The sequence below is a fragment of the Amycolatopsis sp. NPDC051758 genome (assembly GCF_044453095.1).
GTDB lineage: Bacteria > Actinomycetota > Actinomycetes > Mycobacteriales > Pseudonocardiaceae > Amycolatopsis.
This window is the reverse complement of sequence record NZ_JBITCJ010000016.1, coordinates 1-14,484: the sequence shown is the minus strand read 5'-3', so window position 1 is coordinate 14,484 and position 14,484 is coordinate 1. Positions and strand designations below refer to the sequence as shown.

The window sequence follows — 14,484 nt, the reverse complement described above, 5'->3', positions numbered from 1 at the left end:
CGTCGGACGAGGTGAAAGAGTCGTTCACGACGTCCGAGGCCGCGCGGGCTTCCGTCAGCCGGCGAACCGGTCCGTCGCGCCGACCAGGACGTCCTGCATCGACCCGGCCGACACCGTGTGCCCGACGTCGTCGAGCAGCACCAGCTCGCTGCCCGGCCAGGCGTGGTGCAGCAGCCACGGCGTGCCGACGATGTTGCTCGTGTCCAGCACGCCCTGCGCCAGCACGGCCGGGATGCCGGCGAGCTTGCCGGCCTCGCGCAGGATCACGCCGTCCTCGAGGAACGCCCGGTTGCTGAAGTAGTGCGTGACCAGCCGCGCGAAACAGAGCCGGTAGGCCGGGTCCTGGAAGACGTCGTGCGGCGGCACGCCGGGGAGCATCGCGTCCTCCCAGGCGCACCAGCCGGCCGCCGCCCGGTGGTGGACCGCGGGGTCGGGGTCCATCAGCAGCCGGTGGTAGGCCGCGGCCAGGTCGCCGTCGCGCTCGGCCTCCGGCACACCTTCGCGGAACTTCGCGAAGCCCTCCGGGAAGTAGGCGCCGAGGCCGCGGATGAGCATCTCGACCTCGATGTGCCGGTCGGTCGCCAGGCCCATGAGCACCATCTCGCTGACCCGCTCGGTGTGCCGCAGGGCGTAGGTCAGGCTGAGCACCGAGCCCCACGACCCGCCGAACAGCAGCCACCGCTCGATCCCGAGGTGGGTGCGGAGCCGCTCGAAGTCCGCCACGAGGTGGTCGGTGGTGTTGGCGGACAGGTCGGCGACCGGGGCGCCGGCGTGCGGGGTGCTGCGGCCGCAGCCGCGCTGGTCGGCCAGGACGATCCGGTAGCGCGCCGGGTCGAAGAACCGCCGGACGTTCGCCGAGCAGCCGGAGCCGGGCCCGCCGTGCACGACGAGCGCCGGTTTCCCGGCCGGGTTTCCGCAGGTCTCCCAGTAGATCTCGTGCCCGTCGCCGACGTCGAGCAAACCGTGCTCGTACGGTTCGATCTCCGGATACAGCCCAGCCATCGGCGTGTCCTTCCAGCGGAATACAACAGCGCTGTCACATTAGCGGCTGAGCCGTCTCCTCGCGTCCCTATTTCGACTCAGGTAAGGGTGCCGGCCAGCTCGGCGAGGGTGTCGGCCAGCTCCCGCGGCCCCGCGGGCCCGATGTGGATGACGGCGTCCTCGCCTGCACCGGAGGTGTAGCTGAGGTAGCGGCCCCAGTCGGTGTCGGCGTAGTGCAGCGGCTGCTGCAGGCAGGTGTGCCGCCCGACGTCGTCGCGGCGGCCGACGTAGAGCTCCCCGCTGCCGGTCACCGGCCGCTGGACCAGGCTGACCACGTCGGCGATCGCCGGGTTCAGCGGGTAGGCCTCTTGGCCGAGACGCGCCGCCTCGGCCAGGTCCGCCACCCGGACGGCGCGCGGGTGGCCGCCGCCCGCGCCCACCGGCGGCAGCTGCTCGACGAGCGATTCGGCGAGCCGGTTCCGGTCGATCTCCTGCACGCCGACGTGCGTGCCGTCGGAGACCGCCAGAACCGCCTGCAGCCCTTTCGCCGCGGCGAGCACCCCGTAGGTCTGCCCGCCGGCGCCGACCCAGCCGTAGAACTCCCGCGCCGGGTTCACCAGCAGCGGCAGCCAGTCGAGGAAGTCGACGGTGGCCCGGCCCCGCGCGTCGACGAGTCCCGCCTCCGCCAGCGCGGCGTCGACACGCTTGCCGGCTTCGTCGCGCTCCTCGTCCGAGAGCCACAGCGGCTCCGGGCGCAGAGTGATGTGCAACTGGCCGGCCTGTTCGCGTTCGGCCAGTGCGGCCAACGCCTCGACCGGAACGTCCACCCGGCCTGTTGCCACGTCCACCTGCCTGCTCGCCTACTCGTTCTACTCGCCGATGACCGGCGGACTGGTCCGCTGGTCGGTGCCGAAGATCGCGTCCGGGTCCGCTTCGATCAGGAAGTCCGGGCGCTGGTGTTCATCATCTTCCTCACCCTCGCCCCGGCGGCCGCCGGCACCCATGGGCCCCATCTGCCCGGACCGGCCGGCGGCTCCCCGCGCGGCGGCGGCCTCCGCGGCGGCCGCGTTGCCGAGGCTGCCCATGCCGGAACCACGGCCGCTGCCGAGCCCGCGCTCCCCCGCGGCGCCACTCCCGCTGCCACCACTGCCGCTGCCGGCGCCGGTTCCGCTGCCGCCGCCACCGATGGGCCGGCCGTTCGAGTCGAGCAACCGGCTCCCGGCGTTCCCGCTGTTCGGCCCGCGGCCGCCGGTGCTCGAGTTGGGGTCGCTCCCGAAGGTGTTCGAGTAGTTCTGGCCCCCGCCGCCCCCGGTGTTCGTCGGGTAGAAGTCGATCCCCCCGGTGCCGGGCGGCGTCTTGCCGGGGCGGTCCGTGGTCCGCTGGTCGGTCGGCAGCGTCGTCGGCCACGTCGTGCCGGTCGGGCGCGTGGTGTCCGTCGGCCGGGTGGTGTCGATCGGCCGTCCGGTGTCCGTCGGGCGTCCGGTGTCGGTTGGGCGTCCGGTGTCGGTCGGCCGGGTCGTGTCGGTCGGGCGACCCGTGCCATCGGTCTGCCCCGGCTTGTCGGGGCCGCCGGTGTGCGTGGTGTCGACGCTGGTGGTCGAGGTGTGGTCGTTGGACTCGTTCGTCGGCGGCTCCGCCCACCACTTGTGCCCGTCGATGATGGGCGGCGGCCCGACCGGAGGCAGGCCGCCCGGGGTCTTCACCGAGATCGCGGCGCCGTCGGACTCGAGGACGCCGTACTCCGTGGGCAGGGCGGACCGGGTGCTTTCGGTGGCGTTGCTGTACTGGTCCATCACGCGGACGTTGGTCTCGTTCGCCGCGTTGTACTTCTGCATGCCTTCTTGGTAGTTGTCGAGGTCGTTCTTGGCCATGAACGGCCCGGCGATCGGGATCGCGGCCTTGAGACCGGTGCTCCACGGGCTGGGCTTGTCCGGCTTCGGCGGCACCTCGACGACCGAGTGGTTCGAACTTTCGAACACGGCGGCCTGGATCTTGACCGACGCCGCGGTGTCGTCCAAGGGCCCGGAACTGTCGTGGAAGGCCCGTTCCATCGGTCCCGCACCCGCGTTCGCGGCGTCGGCGGCGGTACCGCTCCAGGAGTTCACCATGCGCGCCTGGAGGGCCTTGATGCTCGCGCCCCGCTCCATGTAGGCGTCGGACAGCTCTCGGACGACCTCCGCCGTGTTCTGCAGCCCGGTGGTGTCGCCCTGTCTGAAGTTGTCGTAGATCTGCTTGCCGTCCACTCGTCATGCCCCCTTGAGCGTCTTGATCACAGCGGCCGCCATCCGGGTGGCCGTGCCGCACGAGTCGTCCTGCCCCTGGTACCCCTGAGCCTGCACGCTGAACGAGAGGTCGTCGGCGATTCCGACGGCGAGGGTGCAGGTGCCCATCGACCGCTCGTCCACCGCGTCGAAGTAGATCGCCGGATAACCGTCGACGTCCGGGGCCCGCTCGAGGAACTTGACGATGCGCCCGTCGCGGTAGGCGGCGTACTGGCCGGCCAGGCCACCCGTCCCGTTCTCGCGGTTCCCCGTGCCCAGGATGACCTGGGCGCCGATCCCCTCGCCCTTGATCTTCCAGGCGCAGGACGGTCCGGCTTCGGTCAGTGGCGTGTTGCCTGCCGGGTGGGATTCGCCGGCGTCGGTGTACCTGAGGGACGTGAGCAGATCCTTCGGGACCAGGCCGCAGGGGTCTCCGACGTACTTGCCCGCGTCGAGGGCCTGCGCGACCTTGGGCACCTCGGGGTCGGCCGAAGATGCGCCCGACGAGGGCGAATCGCTCGGCGCGGGAGACGCGGCACCGCCGGTGGTCGACGTACACGCCGTCGCGAGCGCTGCCGAGACGGCCAAAGACACAGCGAGGGTGATGAGTTTGCTTCGCACGAGTTCTGGTCGCCTATGCCTTGAAGGTGTCCGACAAGTCCTGGTCGGTGACCACGGTCTTCGACTGCGCTTCCTTCAGCTTCTTGATGTACTCCTGCGCGTACTTGCGCATCGAGTCGTTCTGCCGCATGAGCGAGGCGATCGAGTCACTGGTGGTCGAGGCGTAGCCACCGCTGACGGAATCCTCGCCCGGCGCCAACTTGGGCGTGTACACCAGACTGTGGATCTTGTTGCCGTCGTCGACGATCTTGTCGAGGACGTCCTCCCACTGGCTGATCACCGCGGCCAGCTCTTCGGGGTCCATCTTGAACTGGCCACCCTTGCCACCGCCGCCGTACACCGGCGCGGAGTCCGCGAACGCGTCGCCCCACAGTGCCTGTGCCGCCTGTCCGGCTTCGCCGATGATCACGCCCCGCACCTGCCCCTCAGTTCACCCACCGTGATGGTGCAAAGACTAGCCAACCGTCTCACGCCGTGTCAGCGAATCGCCGCAACGTTCCGACGATGGGGCCATCGGTTCGGTTCCCGGCACTCCGGGTCACAGTACGTACGTACGGATTGCGAGATCCCGGTCCGCGGTGCCAGGATTTCAGGATGCCACGCGTAAGCCAGGATCACCTCGACGCAAGACGGCGCCAGATCCTCGACGGCTCCCGCGTGTGCTTCGCGCGCTACGGCTACGAAGGTGCCACAGTCCGGCGCCTGGAGGAAGCCACCGGGCTGTCCCGCGGGGCCATCTTCCACCACTTCCGCGACAAGGAGTCGCTCTTCCTCGCCCTCGCCGAGGACGACGCCATCCGGATGGCCGACGTCGTCGCCGAGCAGGGGCTCGTCCAGGTCATGCGCGACCTCCTGGCCGGCGACGGCGAGCACCCCGCCGACTGGCTCGGCACCCGCCTCGAGGTCTCCCGGCGGCTGCGCACCGACCCGGAGTTCCGCGCCCGCTGGGCCGAGCGGTCCGAGCAGCTGACCACCGCCACCCGGCTGCGCCTGCTGCGCCAGCGGGAGGCCGGGAAACTGCGTGACGACGTCGACGTCGACGTCCTCACCGCCTTCCTCGAGCTCGTCCTCGAAGGACTCGTCTCGCACCTGGCGATGGGCCTGCCCGGCGCCGGGCTCGGCCCCGTGCTGGACCTCGTCGAGGAGACCGTGCGGCGGCACCGGCCCGGCACCACCTGAGCCGGCGTGGTCAAATGGCCGCGTGGATCTTCTCGAGGCGCACGGCCAGGCGTTGCGCGCTTTCGGTGACGCCCTGCGCGCCGCCGGCGCGGCCGACTGGGACCACCGGACGCCGTGTGCCGAGTGGACCGTCCGCGACCTCGTGAACCACCTCGTCGCCGAGCAGCTGTGGGCGCCTTCCCTGCTCGCCGGCGCGACCCTCGACGACGTCGGCGACCGCTTCGACGGTGACGTCCTCGGCGAAGACCCGGTGGCCGCCTGGGACGCGGCCGCCGAGGCCGCCCGGGAGGCCTTCCTCGACAACAGCGTGCTCGAACGGACCGTCCACCTCTCCTTCGGACTGGTCCCCGCCCGCGAGTACGCCTGGCAGATGACGGTCGACGCCGCCGTGCACGCCTGGGACCTCGCGATCGCGCTCGGCCTGCCCAACCCGGTGACCGAGCCGCTGGCCGAACGGCTGCTCGACATCGTCCGGCCGTGGGTGGACGACTGGCAGGGCCTCGGCCTGTTCGACCCGCCGGTCGCGGTCCACGCCCGCGCCGGGGCCGCCGCCCGGCTCGTCGCCCTGCTCGGCCGCGATCCGCGCTGAGGTGAGCGCGCCGACACACCGATATCCCGGCGGTGACCGGCAAGGACCCGTTAAGATTGTCCCTATTCTCGCAGTACACGCCGATTTACTACTAGGAGTGACCGTTTCGTGCGCGCAGCGCAGTCACCTGGTGACAGTACCGAGCCGGGTGACCGACCCGGCTGTCCGATAGGTTCATCCCCCGCCGACCGGGCGGGTGCGGAATGACCCAGATCCTCTTCGCCGTGCTCGGCGTCCTCCTCTTCGTCCTGCTGACGGTCGGCACCGGACTCGCCGTCGCGGCCGAGTTCTCGCTGACCGCGCTGGAGCGCAGCACGGTGGACGCCAACGTCCGCCAGGTCGGCGACCGCCGGGCGCTGACCGTCCAAAAGGCCCACCGGACGCTGTCGTTCCAGCTCTCCGGCGCCCAGGTCGCGATCACGCTCACCACGCTGATCACCGGTTACCTGGCCGAGCCGCTGATCGGCGAGCTCGTCCGGCCGCTGCTCACCGGCGTCGGGCTGCCCGAGGCGTTCGCCGCGGGCGCGTCGATCGTGCTCGCCCTGATCATCGCCACCTCGTTGTCGATGATCCTCGGCGAGATGGTGCCGAAGAACCTCGCGATCGCCCGGCCGCTGCCGACCGCCCGCGCGGTCGCCGGCTACCACTCGCGGTTCTCCTCGCTGTTCCGGTGGCTCATCACGCTGATGAACAACAGCGCGAACTTCCTCGTCCGCAAGTTCGGTGTCGAGCCGCAGGAAGAACTGCGGTCCGCACGCTCGCCGCAGGAGCTGGGCTCGATCGTCCGGTCCAGCGCCGAGAGCGGCACGCTCGACACCTCGACCGCGGAGCTGCTGGACCGCTCGCTGCGGTTCGGCGAGCGCACCGCGGAAGAGCTGATGACCCCGCGCGTGCAGCTCGAATCGCTCGCCGTCGACGACACCATCGAGGACCTCATCGACATCTCGCGCCGGACCGGCTTCTCCCGGTTCCCGGTGCACGCCGAGGACCTCGACGACGTCCGCGGCGCGGTGCACGTCAAGCAGGCCTTCGCGGTGCCGGCCGCCGACCGCGCCGCGGTGCCGATCGGCTCGGTCATGCGGCCGGTGCCGACCGTGCCCGAGTCCCTGCCCGGCGACGACCTGCTCAACCGGCTGCGTGACTCCCGCTTCCAGCTGGCGATCGTCGTCGACGAGTACGGCGGCACGGCCGGGCTGGTCACGCTCGAGGACGTCGTCGAGGAGATCATCGGCGACGTCCGCGACGAGCACGACGACCGCGAAGCCCCCGCGTCGCAGCAGGTCGGCACCGACAGCTGGCTGGTGTCCGGGCAGCTGCGGCCCGACGAGGTCACCGACGTCACCGGGTTCCGGATGCCGGACGGTGACTACGAAACCATCGCCGGGCTGATCCTCGAGCGGCTGGGCAAGATCCCCGCCGAGGGGGACGCCGCGGAGGTCGACGGCTGGCGGCTCACGGTGACCACGATGGACAAACGCCGGATCGCCGAGGTCGAAGTGGCCCCGGTGCGGGCCCCCGTTGAAGCCACTGAAGCCGAGGTGGTCTCGTGAGCGACTGGCTGAACATCGCCCTCGTGGTGCTCCTGCTGCTGCTCAACGCCTTCTTCGTCGGCGCGGAGTTCACGCTGATCTCCTCGCGGCGAGACAGGCTCGAAGCACTGCTGGAACAGGGCAAGACCCGCGCGAAGATCGTGATCAACGCGAGCAAGCACGTGTCGCTGATGCTGGCCGGCGCGCAGCTGGGCATCACCATCTGCTCGCTGCTGCTCGGCCGCCTCGGTGAGCCCGCGATCGCCCACCGGCTGTCCGTGTTCTTCGACCTGCTGGGCCTGCCCGAGGCGCTGCTGCACGCGGTTTCGTTCGCCATCGCGCTGGCGCTCATCACCGTGCTGCACGTCCTGATCGGCGAGATGGTGCCGAAGAACCTCGCGATCGCCGAGCCCGAGCGGCTCGCGCTGTGGCTGGTGCCGGTGCACGTGGGCTGGGTCAAGCTCGCCAACCCGTTCATCTGGCTGCTGAACTTCGTCGCGAACTCGCTGCTGCGCGCGGTGAAGGTCGAGCCGAAGGACGAGCTGGAGACGGCCTACACCTCCGACGAGCTGGCCGAGCTGCTCAGCGAGTCGCGGCGGGAAGGCCTGATCGACCAGTCCGAGCACCGGCGGCTCACCCAGACGCTGTCTTCGGTGCAGAAGACGGTGGCCGACGTGCTGGTGCCGACGGCCGAGCTGACCACCCTGCCGTGCGGGCCGACGGTCGGCGACGTGGAGCGGGTGGTCTCCTCCACCGGCTTCTCCCGGTTCCCGGTGTGCACCGACGACGGCCGGCTGACCGGCTACATCCACGTGAAGGACGTCCTCGACCTGGCCGGCCAGGACCCGGCGACGATCGTGCCGACGGCCAAGACCCGCGCGCTCACCGAGCTGCGGGCCGACGCCCGGCTCGACGTCGCGCTTTCGGCCATGCGCAAGGAAGGCAGCCACCTGGCGCGGGCGCTCGACGTCGACGGCAAGGCGGTCGGGGTGGTCGCCCTGGAGGACCTCGTCGAGGAGTACGTGGGCACCGTGCGCGACGGCACCCACGTGGGCGCATGACCGCCGCCGACGTGCTCGCCGAACCGGACTGGCTGGCCCGGGAGGCGGCGCACGTCGAGCGGATGCGCCGGTGGACGGTCCCGCACCAGGAGCGGCGTTCGCGCGGGGAAAAGCACCCGGTGCTGGACTTCCTGTTCACCTACTACTCGTACCGGCCGTCGCACCTCGAACGGTGGCAGCCCGGGCCCGGCGTTGCGCTCGCCGGGCCCGCGGCGCGCCGCTTCCTGGACCGCAAGGGCTACGTCGAGACCGCCGACGGCGTGGTCCTCGACCCCGCGGGCTTCACCGAGGGCAAAACGCGGACGGCCGAGTTCGTCCTCGGCCTGTTGAGTGCGACGGCGGCTCGCGCGCCGCGGCTCAGCTGTTTCGGGCTGCACGAGTGGGCCATGGTCTACCGCGAGCCGGCGGATTCGGTGCGGCACAACCAGGTTCCGCTCCGGCTCGGCTCCGCGGGCACCGACTCGGTGGTGGAGTCGCTCGACATCCGCTGCGGGCACTTCGACGCGTTCCGGTTCTTCACCGCCCCGGCGCGGCCGCGGAACGAGCTGACACCGACGAGGGAGACGCAGGTCGCACTCGAGCAGCCGGGGTGCCTGCACGCGAACATGGACCTGTTCAAATGGGCGTACAAGCTTGACCCGTTCGTGCCCGCGGAGCTCGTGGCCGACTGTTTCGAGCTGGCCGTCGAGATCCGGACGCTCGACATGCGGGCCAGCCCGTACGACCTGGCTGCACTCGGTTATCCGCCGGTGCGGATCGAAACCACTGCGGGAAGAGCCGAATACGCCCGGGCCCAGAGCGATTTCGCGCATCAAGCCGCACCGCTGCGTCATCGCCTGATTGCGCATTGCCATCGCCTGGTCAGCGCAGCACCCTGAGCGCGGGCGACTGTGAGTCAGATTATTCTCTCTCTGATACTCACCTGTTAGGGTGATAACGGTTTGATTGCATCGCAGCGCGTGCTTGGCATGCGCTCACCCCCGAAAGGATGACGATGGGGCGACACGCACGGGACGAGGAGCCGGTGCCGCACCCTCACGACCGCACGCCGCGCAGCCCCGCCGAGGGCCGCCCGCACCCGGGTGAGGCCTCCGGTGCGTACCCGGCCGCGGGCCGCAGCGACGCTTCCGGCGCCGTCCGGAAGCCGAAGCGCAGCTCCATCTCCGATGCGTTCGGGATCGCGGGCCGCCGCGGTCCGGCCACCGGCTCCTCTCGTGTTCCCGGGCCCGCCGCCCGCCCTGGCGAGGCTTCCGGCTCCTACCCCGCCACGGGTCGCGGCGAAGCGTCCGGCGCCTACCCTGCCGCTCGTCCCGGCGAAGCATCCGGCGCTTACCCCGTCGCCCGCCCTGGCGAGGCTTCCGGCTCCTACCCCGCCACGGGTCGCGGCGAAGCTTCCGGCGCCTATCCGGTCACCCGGCGGGGTGAAGCTTCCGGCTCGTACCCCGTCGCGGGTCCCGGCGCTCAGCCCACCGGCCGTCGAGGCGAGGCCTCCGGCTCCTACCCGGTCGCGGGCCGCGGCGCTCAGCCCGCCGGCCGCCGGGGCGAGGCTTCCGGCACCTTCCCCGCCGCTCCCGCCGCCCGCCCGAACGAGACCGCCGCCGAGCGGACCGAGGTGATCACCCGGCACGGTGAGGCCTCCGGCAACTACCCGATCACCGCACGCAGCGAGCAGTCCGGGTCCTTCCGCGCCGCCGGCCGGAGCGAGGACACCGGCGCGAGCCGCGACGACGACACGACCTCCGCCCGGACGGCAGGCCGCGGCGAAAGCGCCCGGTCCCGGCGGGCCGCGAGCCGCGCCGAAGACACCGGAACCTCGCGAACGGCCGGCCGCGGCGAAGGCGCCAAGTCCCGCCGATCCGCCGGCCCTGACGAAGAGACGGTCGCCTCGCGGATCCCGGGCCGTGGCGAAAGCACCAGGTCCCGCCGGGCCGCGAGCCGTGGCGAAAGCGCCGGCTCGGACCGCCCGGCCGGGCGCAGCGAGGCCACCGGCCCGCACCGCGCCGACGGCCAGAGCGAGTCCACCGGCTCCCACCGGACGCTCGGCAAGGGTGAGGCCACCGGGTCGCACCGCATCGTCGGCAAGAAGACCCCGCGCCGCAAGATCGCGGGCTGGCCGATCGCCTGCCTGGTGCTCGCCGCCCTGATCGGGCTCGGCGTGGTCGGCTGGAACTGGGCCGACAGCGAGCTGAACAGCCGCGCCGAGGCGCAGGCCGCCAGCTGCTCCAGCGGCACGTCCCACATGCGGATCATCGTGACGCCGAGCGTGCAGAAGCCGCTCACCGCCGCGGCCGACCGCTGGAACGCCGCCGCCACCGTCGTGCACGGCCAGTGCGTGCACGTGATGATCGAAGCCAAGCCGTCGTCGCAGGTGCTCGACGCGCTGGTCGGCCGGACCAACCTGGACGCCATCGGCGGGCTCCCGGCCGCGTGGCTGCCCGAGTCGTCGTACTGGGTGAGCGAGCTGACCACCAAGAAGCCCGAGATGATCGGCTCGCCGGCCCAGTCGGTGGCGAACGCCCGGTCGGCGGACTACCCGTTCATCGGGCTGTCGGGCCAGGGCATCGACGACACCGTGCTGCGCGCCGCCCAGACGTTCCGCGAGTACCTCGAGCAGCCCGCCCAGCAGGCCGACTTCGCCGCCGCGGGCATCAAGTCGACCTGAGCAGCTAGACGCGCGTCCCGTTGTCGAGCTCGGCCACCACGGCGAGGTCGTCGTCGGCCAGCTCGAAGTCGAAGATCCCGAAGTTCTCGCGGATCCGGGTCGTGGTGGCCGAAGCCGCCACCGCGACCGTGCCGGCCTGGAGGTGCCACCGGAGCACGATCTGGGCCGGCGTCTTGCCGTACTTCGCCGCCAGCGCGGTGACCGTCTCGTCGGCCAGCAACCCGCTGTTCGCGGCCGGGCTCGACGCGACCGTCACGATGCCGCGCTCGGTGTGGAACTCGCGCAGCGGCAGCTGCTGCAGCCACGGGTGCAGTTCGACGACGTTGACCGCGGGGACCGCACCGGTGGCGTCGATCAGCCGGCGCAGTTCGGAGACCCCGAAGCCGGTCACGCCCAGGACGCGGACACGGCCGTCGGCGCGCAGCCGGCTCAGCGCGCGCCAGGTGTCGGTGAACGCGCCCTTGGTGCCGTCCAGCAGGCACAGGTCGGCCTGCTCGACCTGGAGCGCGGCCAGGGCGTCGTCCGCGGTGCGGCGGGCGGCGTCGTAACCCTGGGCGGGCACCTTGATGCTGAGGAAGAGCTCTTCGCGGGGCACGTCGGCAGTGGCGAGCACCGCACCGACCGCCGTCTCGTTCTCGGGTGCGGTGTCGATGCCGCGATAGCCGGTGTCGAGGGCGATGCGGACGGCCCGGCCGGTTTCGGCCGGGCTCAGCCCCGAGACACCGAACAGCAACTGGGGGATGCGGACTCCGTCGGACAGGGCGAGCGAAGGCGGAACGGCCATCTACCGGTGATCCTCACTTCGGTGCTGCGCGGGGCTTCCGGACCCCATCATCCCACCCGGGCGGCCCGCTCGCGCAGGTACGCGGCCGTCGCCGGGTCGGCCGGGAAGAACGACTCGATCACCAGTTCCGCGACGGTGACGTCCAACGGGGTGCCGAAGGTGGCCACCGTGCTGAAGAACGTCAGGTCGGTGCCCTCGTGGCGGTACTTCAGCGGCACGAAGATGTCACCCGGTCCAGGGACCTCCACCTCGGGCACCGGCTGGTCGCACGGGTACGCGCGCAGCTCGGCCAGCAGCTCGGCGAGCCCGGCGTCCGCGGTCTGGCCCACCTGGCGGCGCAGCCGGCCGAGCAGGTGGGCGCGCCACTCCCCCAGGTTCAGGACGTGCGGGGCCATGCCGTCCGGGTGCAGGGTCGCGCGCAGCACGTTCGTGGTCAGCTCGGGCGGGATCCCGGCGACGAACAGGCCGGTGGCGGCGTTGGCGTCGACGAGGTTCCAGTTCCGGTCGACAACGGCGGCGGGGTACGGCTCGTGCCCGGCGAGCAGCAGCCGCACGGCCTGGCGGACGGCACTCATCTCCGGGTCCCTCAAGGCGTTCTCGGTGTAGGCCGGCGCATATCCGGCGGCGAGCAGCAGCCGGTTGCGCTCCCGCAGCGGGACCTCGAGGTGCTCCCCGAGCCGCAGCACCATGTCCCGGCTCGGCTTGGAGCGGCCGGTCTCCACGAAGCTCAGGTGGCGGGTGGAGATGTCGGCCGAGATGGCCAGGTCGAGCTGGCTGATCCGGCGCCGGTCGCGCCATTCCCGCAGCAGCTCACCCACCGGCCGCTGCCGCGCGGCCGCCTGCACCGTAGTCGTCACCCGGGCGACGCTACGACGATCACGGGGCCGCTGCCATTACTTCCGGGGTAATGCCCGCAACGGCGTTCAGCGGGGGTCCCCGCATTACCTCAAGCGTAATCGACGGGCCGCCACCCGTCCGCCACAGTCGATCCCAGCGCAGGACGACGAGAACCCGTTGTCCCCCAACCGAAGGAGCACCTCATGACCGACGTCCGCACCGTCGTGGAGCAGTACATCGCCGTGTGGAACGAGACCGACGCGGACAAGCGGCGGGCGCTCATCGCCGACGTCTTCGCCGAGGGCGCCGGCTACACCGATCCGCTCGGGGCCGTGGCCGGGCACGACGGGATCGACCAGTTCGTCGCCGGGGCGCAGCAGCAGTTCGCCGGGCTCACCTTCAGCCTGCCGGCCGGGCCGGACGCGCACCACGACCTCGCGCGGTTCCAGTGGCACCTCGGCACGCCGGGCGCGGAGCCGGTCGCCATCGGGTTCGACGTCGTCGAGCTGGAAGACGGCCGCATCACGAAGGTGCACGGCTTCCTCGACAAGCTGCCCGGCTGAAACCTCCGTGCGGGGGCCCCGGCCGGGGGGCCCCCCCCGGCCCCCCCCCGCACGCCGCCCGCGCGGGCGGGCGGCCCGGGGCCCCCCCCCGTCCGCGTCACCTCCACGCCCGCACCCACGCACCCGCGAAGGAGTTCATCTTGCGACGTCACACGGTACGCACGTACACCGCAGCGGCCACGGCCCTGGTCGCCCTCCTCCTGCCCGTCCCGGCTGTCGCAGCCGACACCGCGCACAGCGCCGCGGCCGCGACGACGGTGACCGAGAAGGTCCCGTACGCGATGGACTCGTCGAACCAGGCCGCCTGGTGGACGCCGGTCGCCACGTACAAGGGCCGCGGCCAGTACACGTACTTCGCCTTCAACGAGCCGGGCTCGACGGCCGCGACGCACCGGCCCGCCATCGCACGGCGCGACCCGGACGGGGCCTGGAGCCTGCTGCCGCTGGTCAACCGCGACGGGCAGCGAGCCGAGTTCCCCGACGACAACGGCCACAACCAGCCCTCCGTCGCCCGCGACGGCAGCGGCCGCCTGCACGTCTTCGCCTCCATGCACGCCAACGCCTGGCGCTACTACCGCACCGAGGCCCCCGGCGCCGCCGTCACCGACCACGCGACCGAGCTGCCCGACCAGGGCGTCGGCATCACCTACCCGATCGTCACCACCGCCCCCAACGGCGACCTGTACCTGGCGGCCCGCGTCGGTTCGGGCTCCGACCAGCGCCCCGGCAAGCTGTACCGCTGGAACAACGCCGACTCCCGCTGGAGCGTCGTCGCGACCTTCGCGAGCGCGCTGAACCGCTCCGTGTACCCCGACGACATCACCGTGGACGCCTCCGGCCGCGTCCACCTCCTCTACGAGTGGGGGAAGGCGCCGGCGACCGCGTTCCGTCACCAGCTCTCGTATCTGACCTACGACCCGTCGACCGGCGCCTTCGCGGACAGCACGGGCGCCACGGTCACCGCCCCGGTCACGCCCGCCACCTCCGACGTCGTCCAGGACCTCACCGCGGGCGAGGAGTGGAGCAACGACAACACCTACCCCGGCCCCTCGGTGCAGAGCGCCAAGCTCACCCTCGACGGCACCATCCCGAAGATCGCCTACCGCTACCGCTCGGCCGACAGCGGTGGCCACTTCCGCGTGTACTACGCCTATCCGAGCGGCGGCGACTGGGTCCGCAAGACCGTGTACGCCGGCGGACAGACCGCGGCCGCCCTCGGCATCACCTGGGACGGGACGGACACCAAGCGGATCTACTACGTGACCGCCTCGGGCACCGACCGGGTCTTCGCCGCGACGCAGTCGGCGGACGGAGCCTGGACCGCGCAGTCCGCCGCGCCGGGCGTGAGCGCGGACCGGCTCGCGGTGCGCCGGGACTCGGACGGCCGCGATGTGCTCTATCTGCCGGACACCGCGCG

At 71.8% G+C, this 14,484-nt stretch carries 15 protein-coding genes; 8 read left to right on the top strand and 7 right to left on the bottom strand.

The annotated features are described in order from the left end of the window. Positions 1 to 54: 54 nt before the first annotated feature. The 5 genes from pip to ACIA5G_RS47160 all read right to left on the bottom strand — a co-directional run bounded on the left by pip (position 55) and on the right by ACIA5G_RS47160 (position 4,272). The gene (gene pip, locus ACIA5G_RS47180; protein WP_395935892.1) at positions 55 to 1,002 is read right to left on the bottom strand and encodes a prolyl aminopeptidase; all 948 of its coding nucleotides are present in this window, start codon (positions 1,000 to 1,002) and stop codon (positions 55 to 57) included. Positions 1,003 to 1,079: 77 nt separating this feature from the next. Further along, positions 1,080 to 1,808 (bottom strand): ESX secretion-associated protein EspG, encoded by a 729-nt coding sequence (locus tag ACIA5G_RS47175; protein WP_395936153.1) that lies wholly within the window; start codon positions 1,806 to 1,808, stop codon positions 1,080 to 1,082. A 42-nt stretch (positions 1,809 to 1,850) separates the two neighbouring features. After that, entirely contained in the window at positions 1,851 to 3,224 is a 1,374-nt protein-coding gene (locus ACIA5G_RS47170) for a hypothetical protein (protein ID WP_395935890.1), read from the bottom strand. Positions 3,225 to 3,227: 3 nt separating this feature from the next. Then, positions 3,228 to 3,863 (bottom strand): DUF3558 domain-containing protein, encoded by a 636-nt coding sequence (locus tag ACIA5G_RS47165; RefSeq protein ID WP_395935888.1) that lies wholly within the window; start codon positions 3,861 to 3,863, stop codon positions 3,228 to 3,230. A 13-nt stretch (positions 3,864 to 3,876) separates the two neighbouring features. After that, positions 3,877 to 4,272 (bottom strand): hypothetical protein, encoded by a 396-nt coding sequence (locus tag ACIA5G_RS47160; protein WP_395935886.1) that lies wholly within the window; start codon positions 4,270 to 4,272, stop codon positions 3,877 to 3,879. A gap of 185 nt (positions 4,273 to 4,457) precedes the next feature. On the opposite strand from ACIA5G_RS47160, the gene ACIA5G_RS47155 reads away from it, so the two are divergent. The 6 genes from ACIA5G_RS47155 (at position 4,458) to ACIA5G_RS47130 (ending at position 10,883) form a co-directional block, all read left to right on the top strand. Beyond that, positions 4,458 to 5,042, top strand: a complete 585-nt coding sequence (locus tag ACIA5G_RS47155) for a TetR/AcrR family transcriptional regulator (protein ID WP_395935884.1) — start codon at positions 4,458 to 4,460, stop codon at positions 5,040 to 5,042. Between the two features lie 22 nt (positions 5,043 to 5,064). Next, on the top strand, positions 5,065 to 5,631 hold the full coding sequence (locus ACIA5G_RS47150) for a TIGR03086 family metal-binding protein (RefSeq protein ID WP_395935882.1): 567 nt from the start codon (positions 5,065 to 5,067) through the stop codon (positions 5,629 to 5,631). A gap of 203 nt (positions 5,632 to 5,834) precedes the next feature. Beyond that, positions 5,835 to 7,181 (top strand): hemolysin family protein, encoded by a 1,347-nt coding sequence (locus tag ACIA5G_RS47145; protein ID WP_395935880.1) that lies wholly within the window; start codon positions 5,835 to 5,837, stop codon positions 7,179 to 7,181. Beyond that, the gene (locus ACIA5G_RS47140; RefSeq protein WP_395935878.1) at positions 7,178 to 8,221 is read left to right on the top strand and encodes a hemolysin family protein; all 1,044 of its coding nucleotides are present in this window, start codon (positions 7,178 to 7,180) and stop codon (positions 8,219 to 8,221) included. The genes ACIA5G_RS47145 and ACIA5G_RS47140 overlap by 4 nt, the downstream gene beginning before the upstream one ends. Continuing rightward, a complete protein-coding gene (locus tag ACIA5G_RS47135) occupies positions 8,218 to 9,099 on the top strand; it encodes a 3-methyladenine DNA glycosylase (protein ID WP_395935876.1) in 882 nt (293 codons plus the stop codon). Before ACIA5G_RS47140 ends, ACIA5G_RS47135 begins: the two co-directional genes overlap by 4 nt. Positions 9,100 to 9,215: 116 nt before the next feature. After that, positions 9,216 to 10,883: a hypothetical protein gene (locus ACIA5G_RS47130; RefSeq protein ID WP_395935874.1), complete on the top strand. Its 1,668-nt coding sequence runs from the start codon at positions 9,216 to 9,218 to the stop codon at positions 10,881 to 10,883. A 4-nt stretch (positions 10,884 to 10,887) separates the two neighbouring features. Here ACIA5G_RS47130 and ACIA5G_RS47125 read toward each other — a convergent pair whose 3' ends face one another. Both ACIA5G_RS47125 and ACIA5G_RS47120 read right to left on the bottom strand, forming a co-directional pair. Continuing rightward, positions 10,888 to 11,667, bottom strand: a complete 780-nt coding sequence (locus ACIA5G_RS47125) for an aldo/keto reductase (protein WP_395935872.1) — start codon at positions 11,665 to 11,667, stop codon at positions 10,888 to 10,890. Positions 11,668 to 11,714: 47 nt separating this feature from the next. Further along, positions 11,715 to 12,524, bottom strand: coding sequence for a helix-turn-helix domain-containing protein (locus tag ACIA5G_RS47120; protein WP_395935870.1), 810 nt, complete (start codon positions 12,522 to 12,524; stop codon positions 11,715 to 11,717). Positions 12,525 to 12,707: 183 nt separating this feature from the next. On the opposite strand from ACIA5G_RS47120, the gene ACIA5G_RS47115 reads away from it, so the two are divergent. Further along, a complete protein-coding gene (locus ACIA5G_RS47115) occupies positions 12,708 to 13,067 on the top strand; it encodes a nuclear transport factor 2 family protein (protein ID WP_395935868.1) in 360 nt (119 codons plus the stop codon). A gap of 140 nt (positions 13,068 to 13,207) precedes the next feature. Beyond that, positions 13,208 to 14,484 (top strand): BNR-4 repeat-containing protein (locus tag ACIA5G_RS47110; protein ID WP_395935866.1); only part of this gene is annotated, 1,277 nt, incomplete at its 3' end.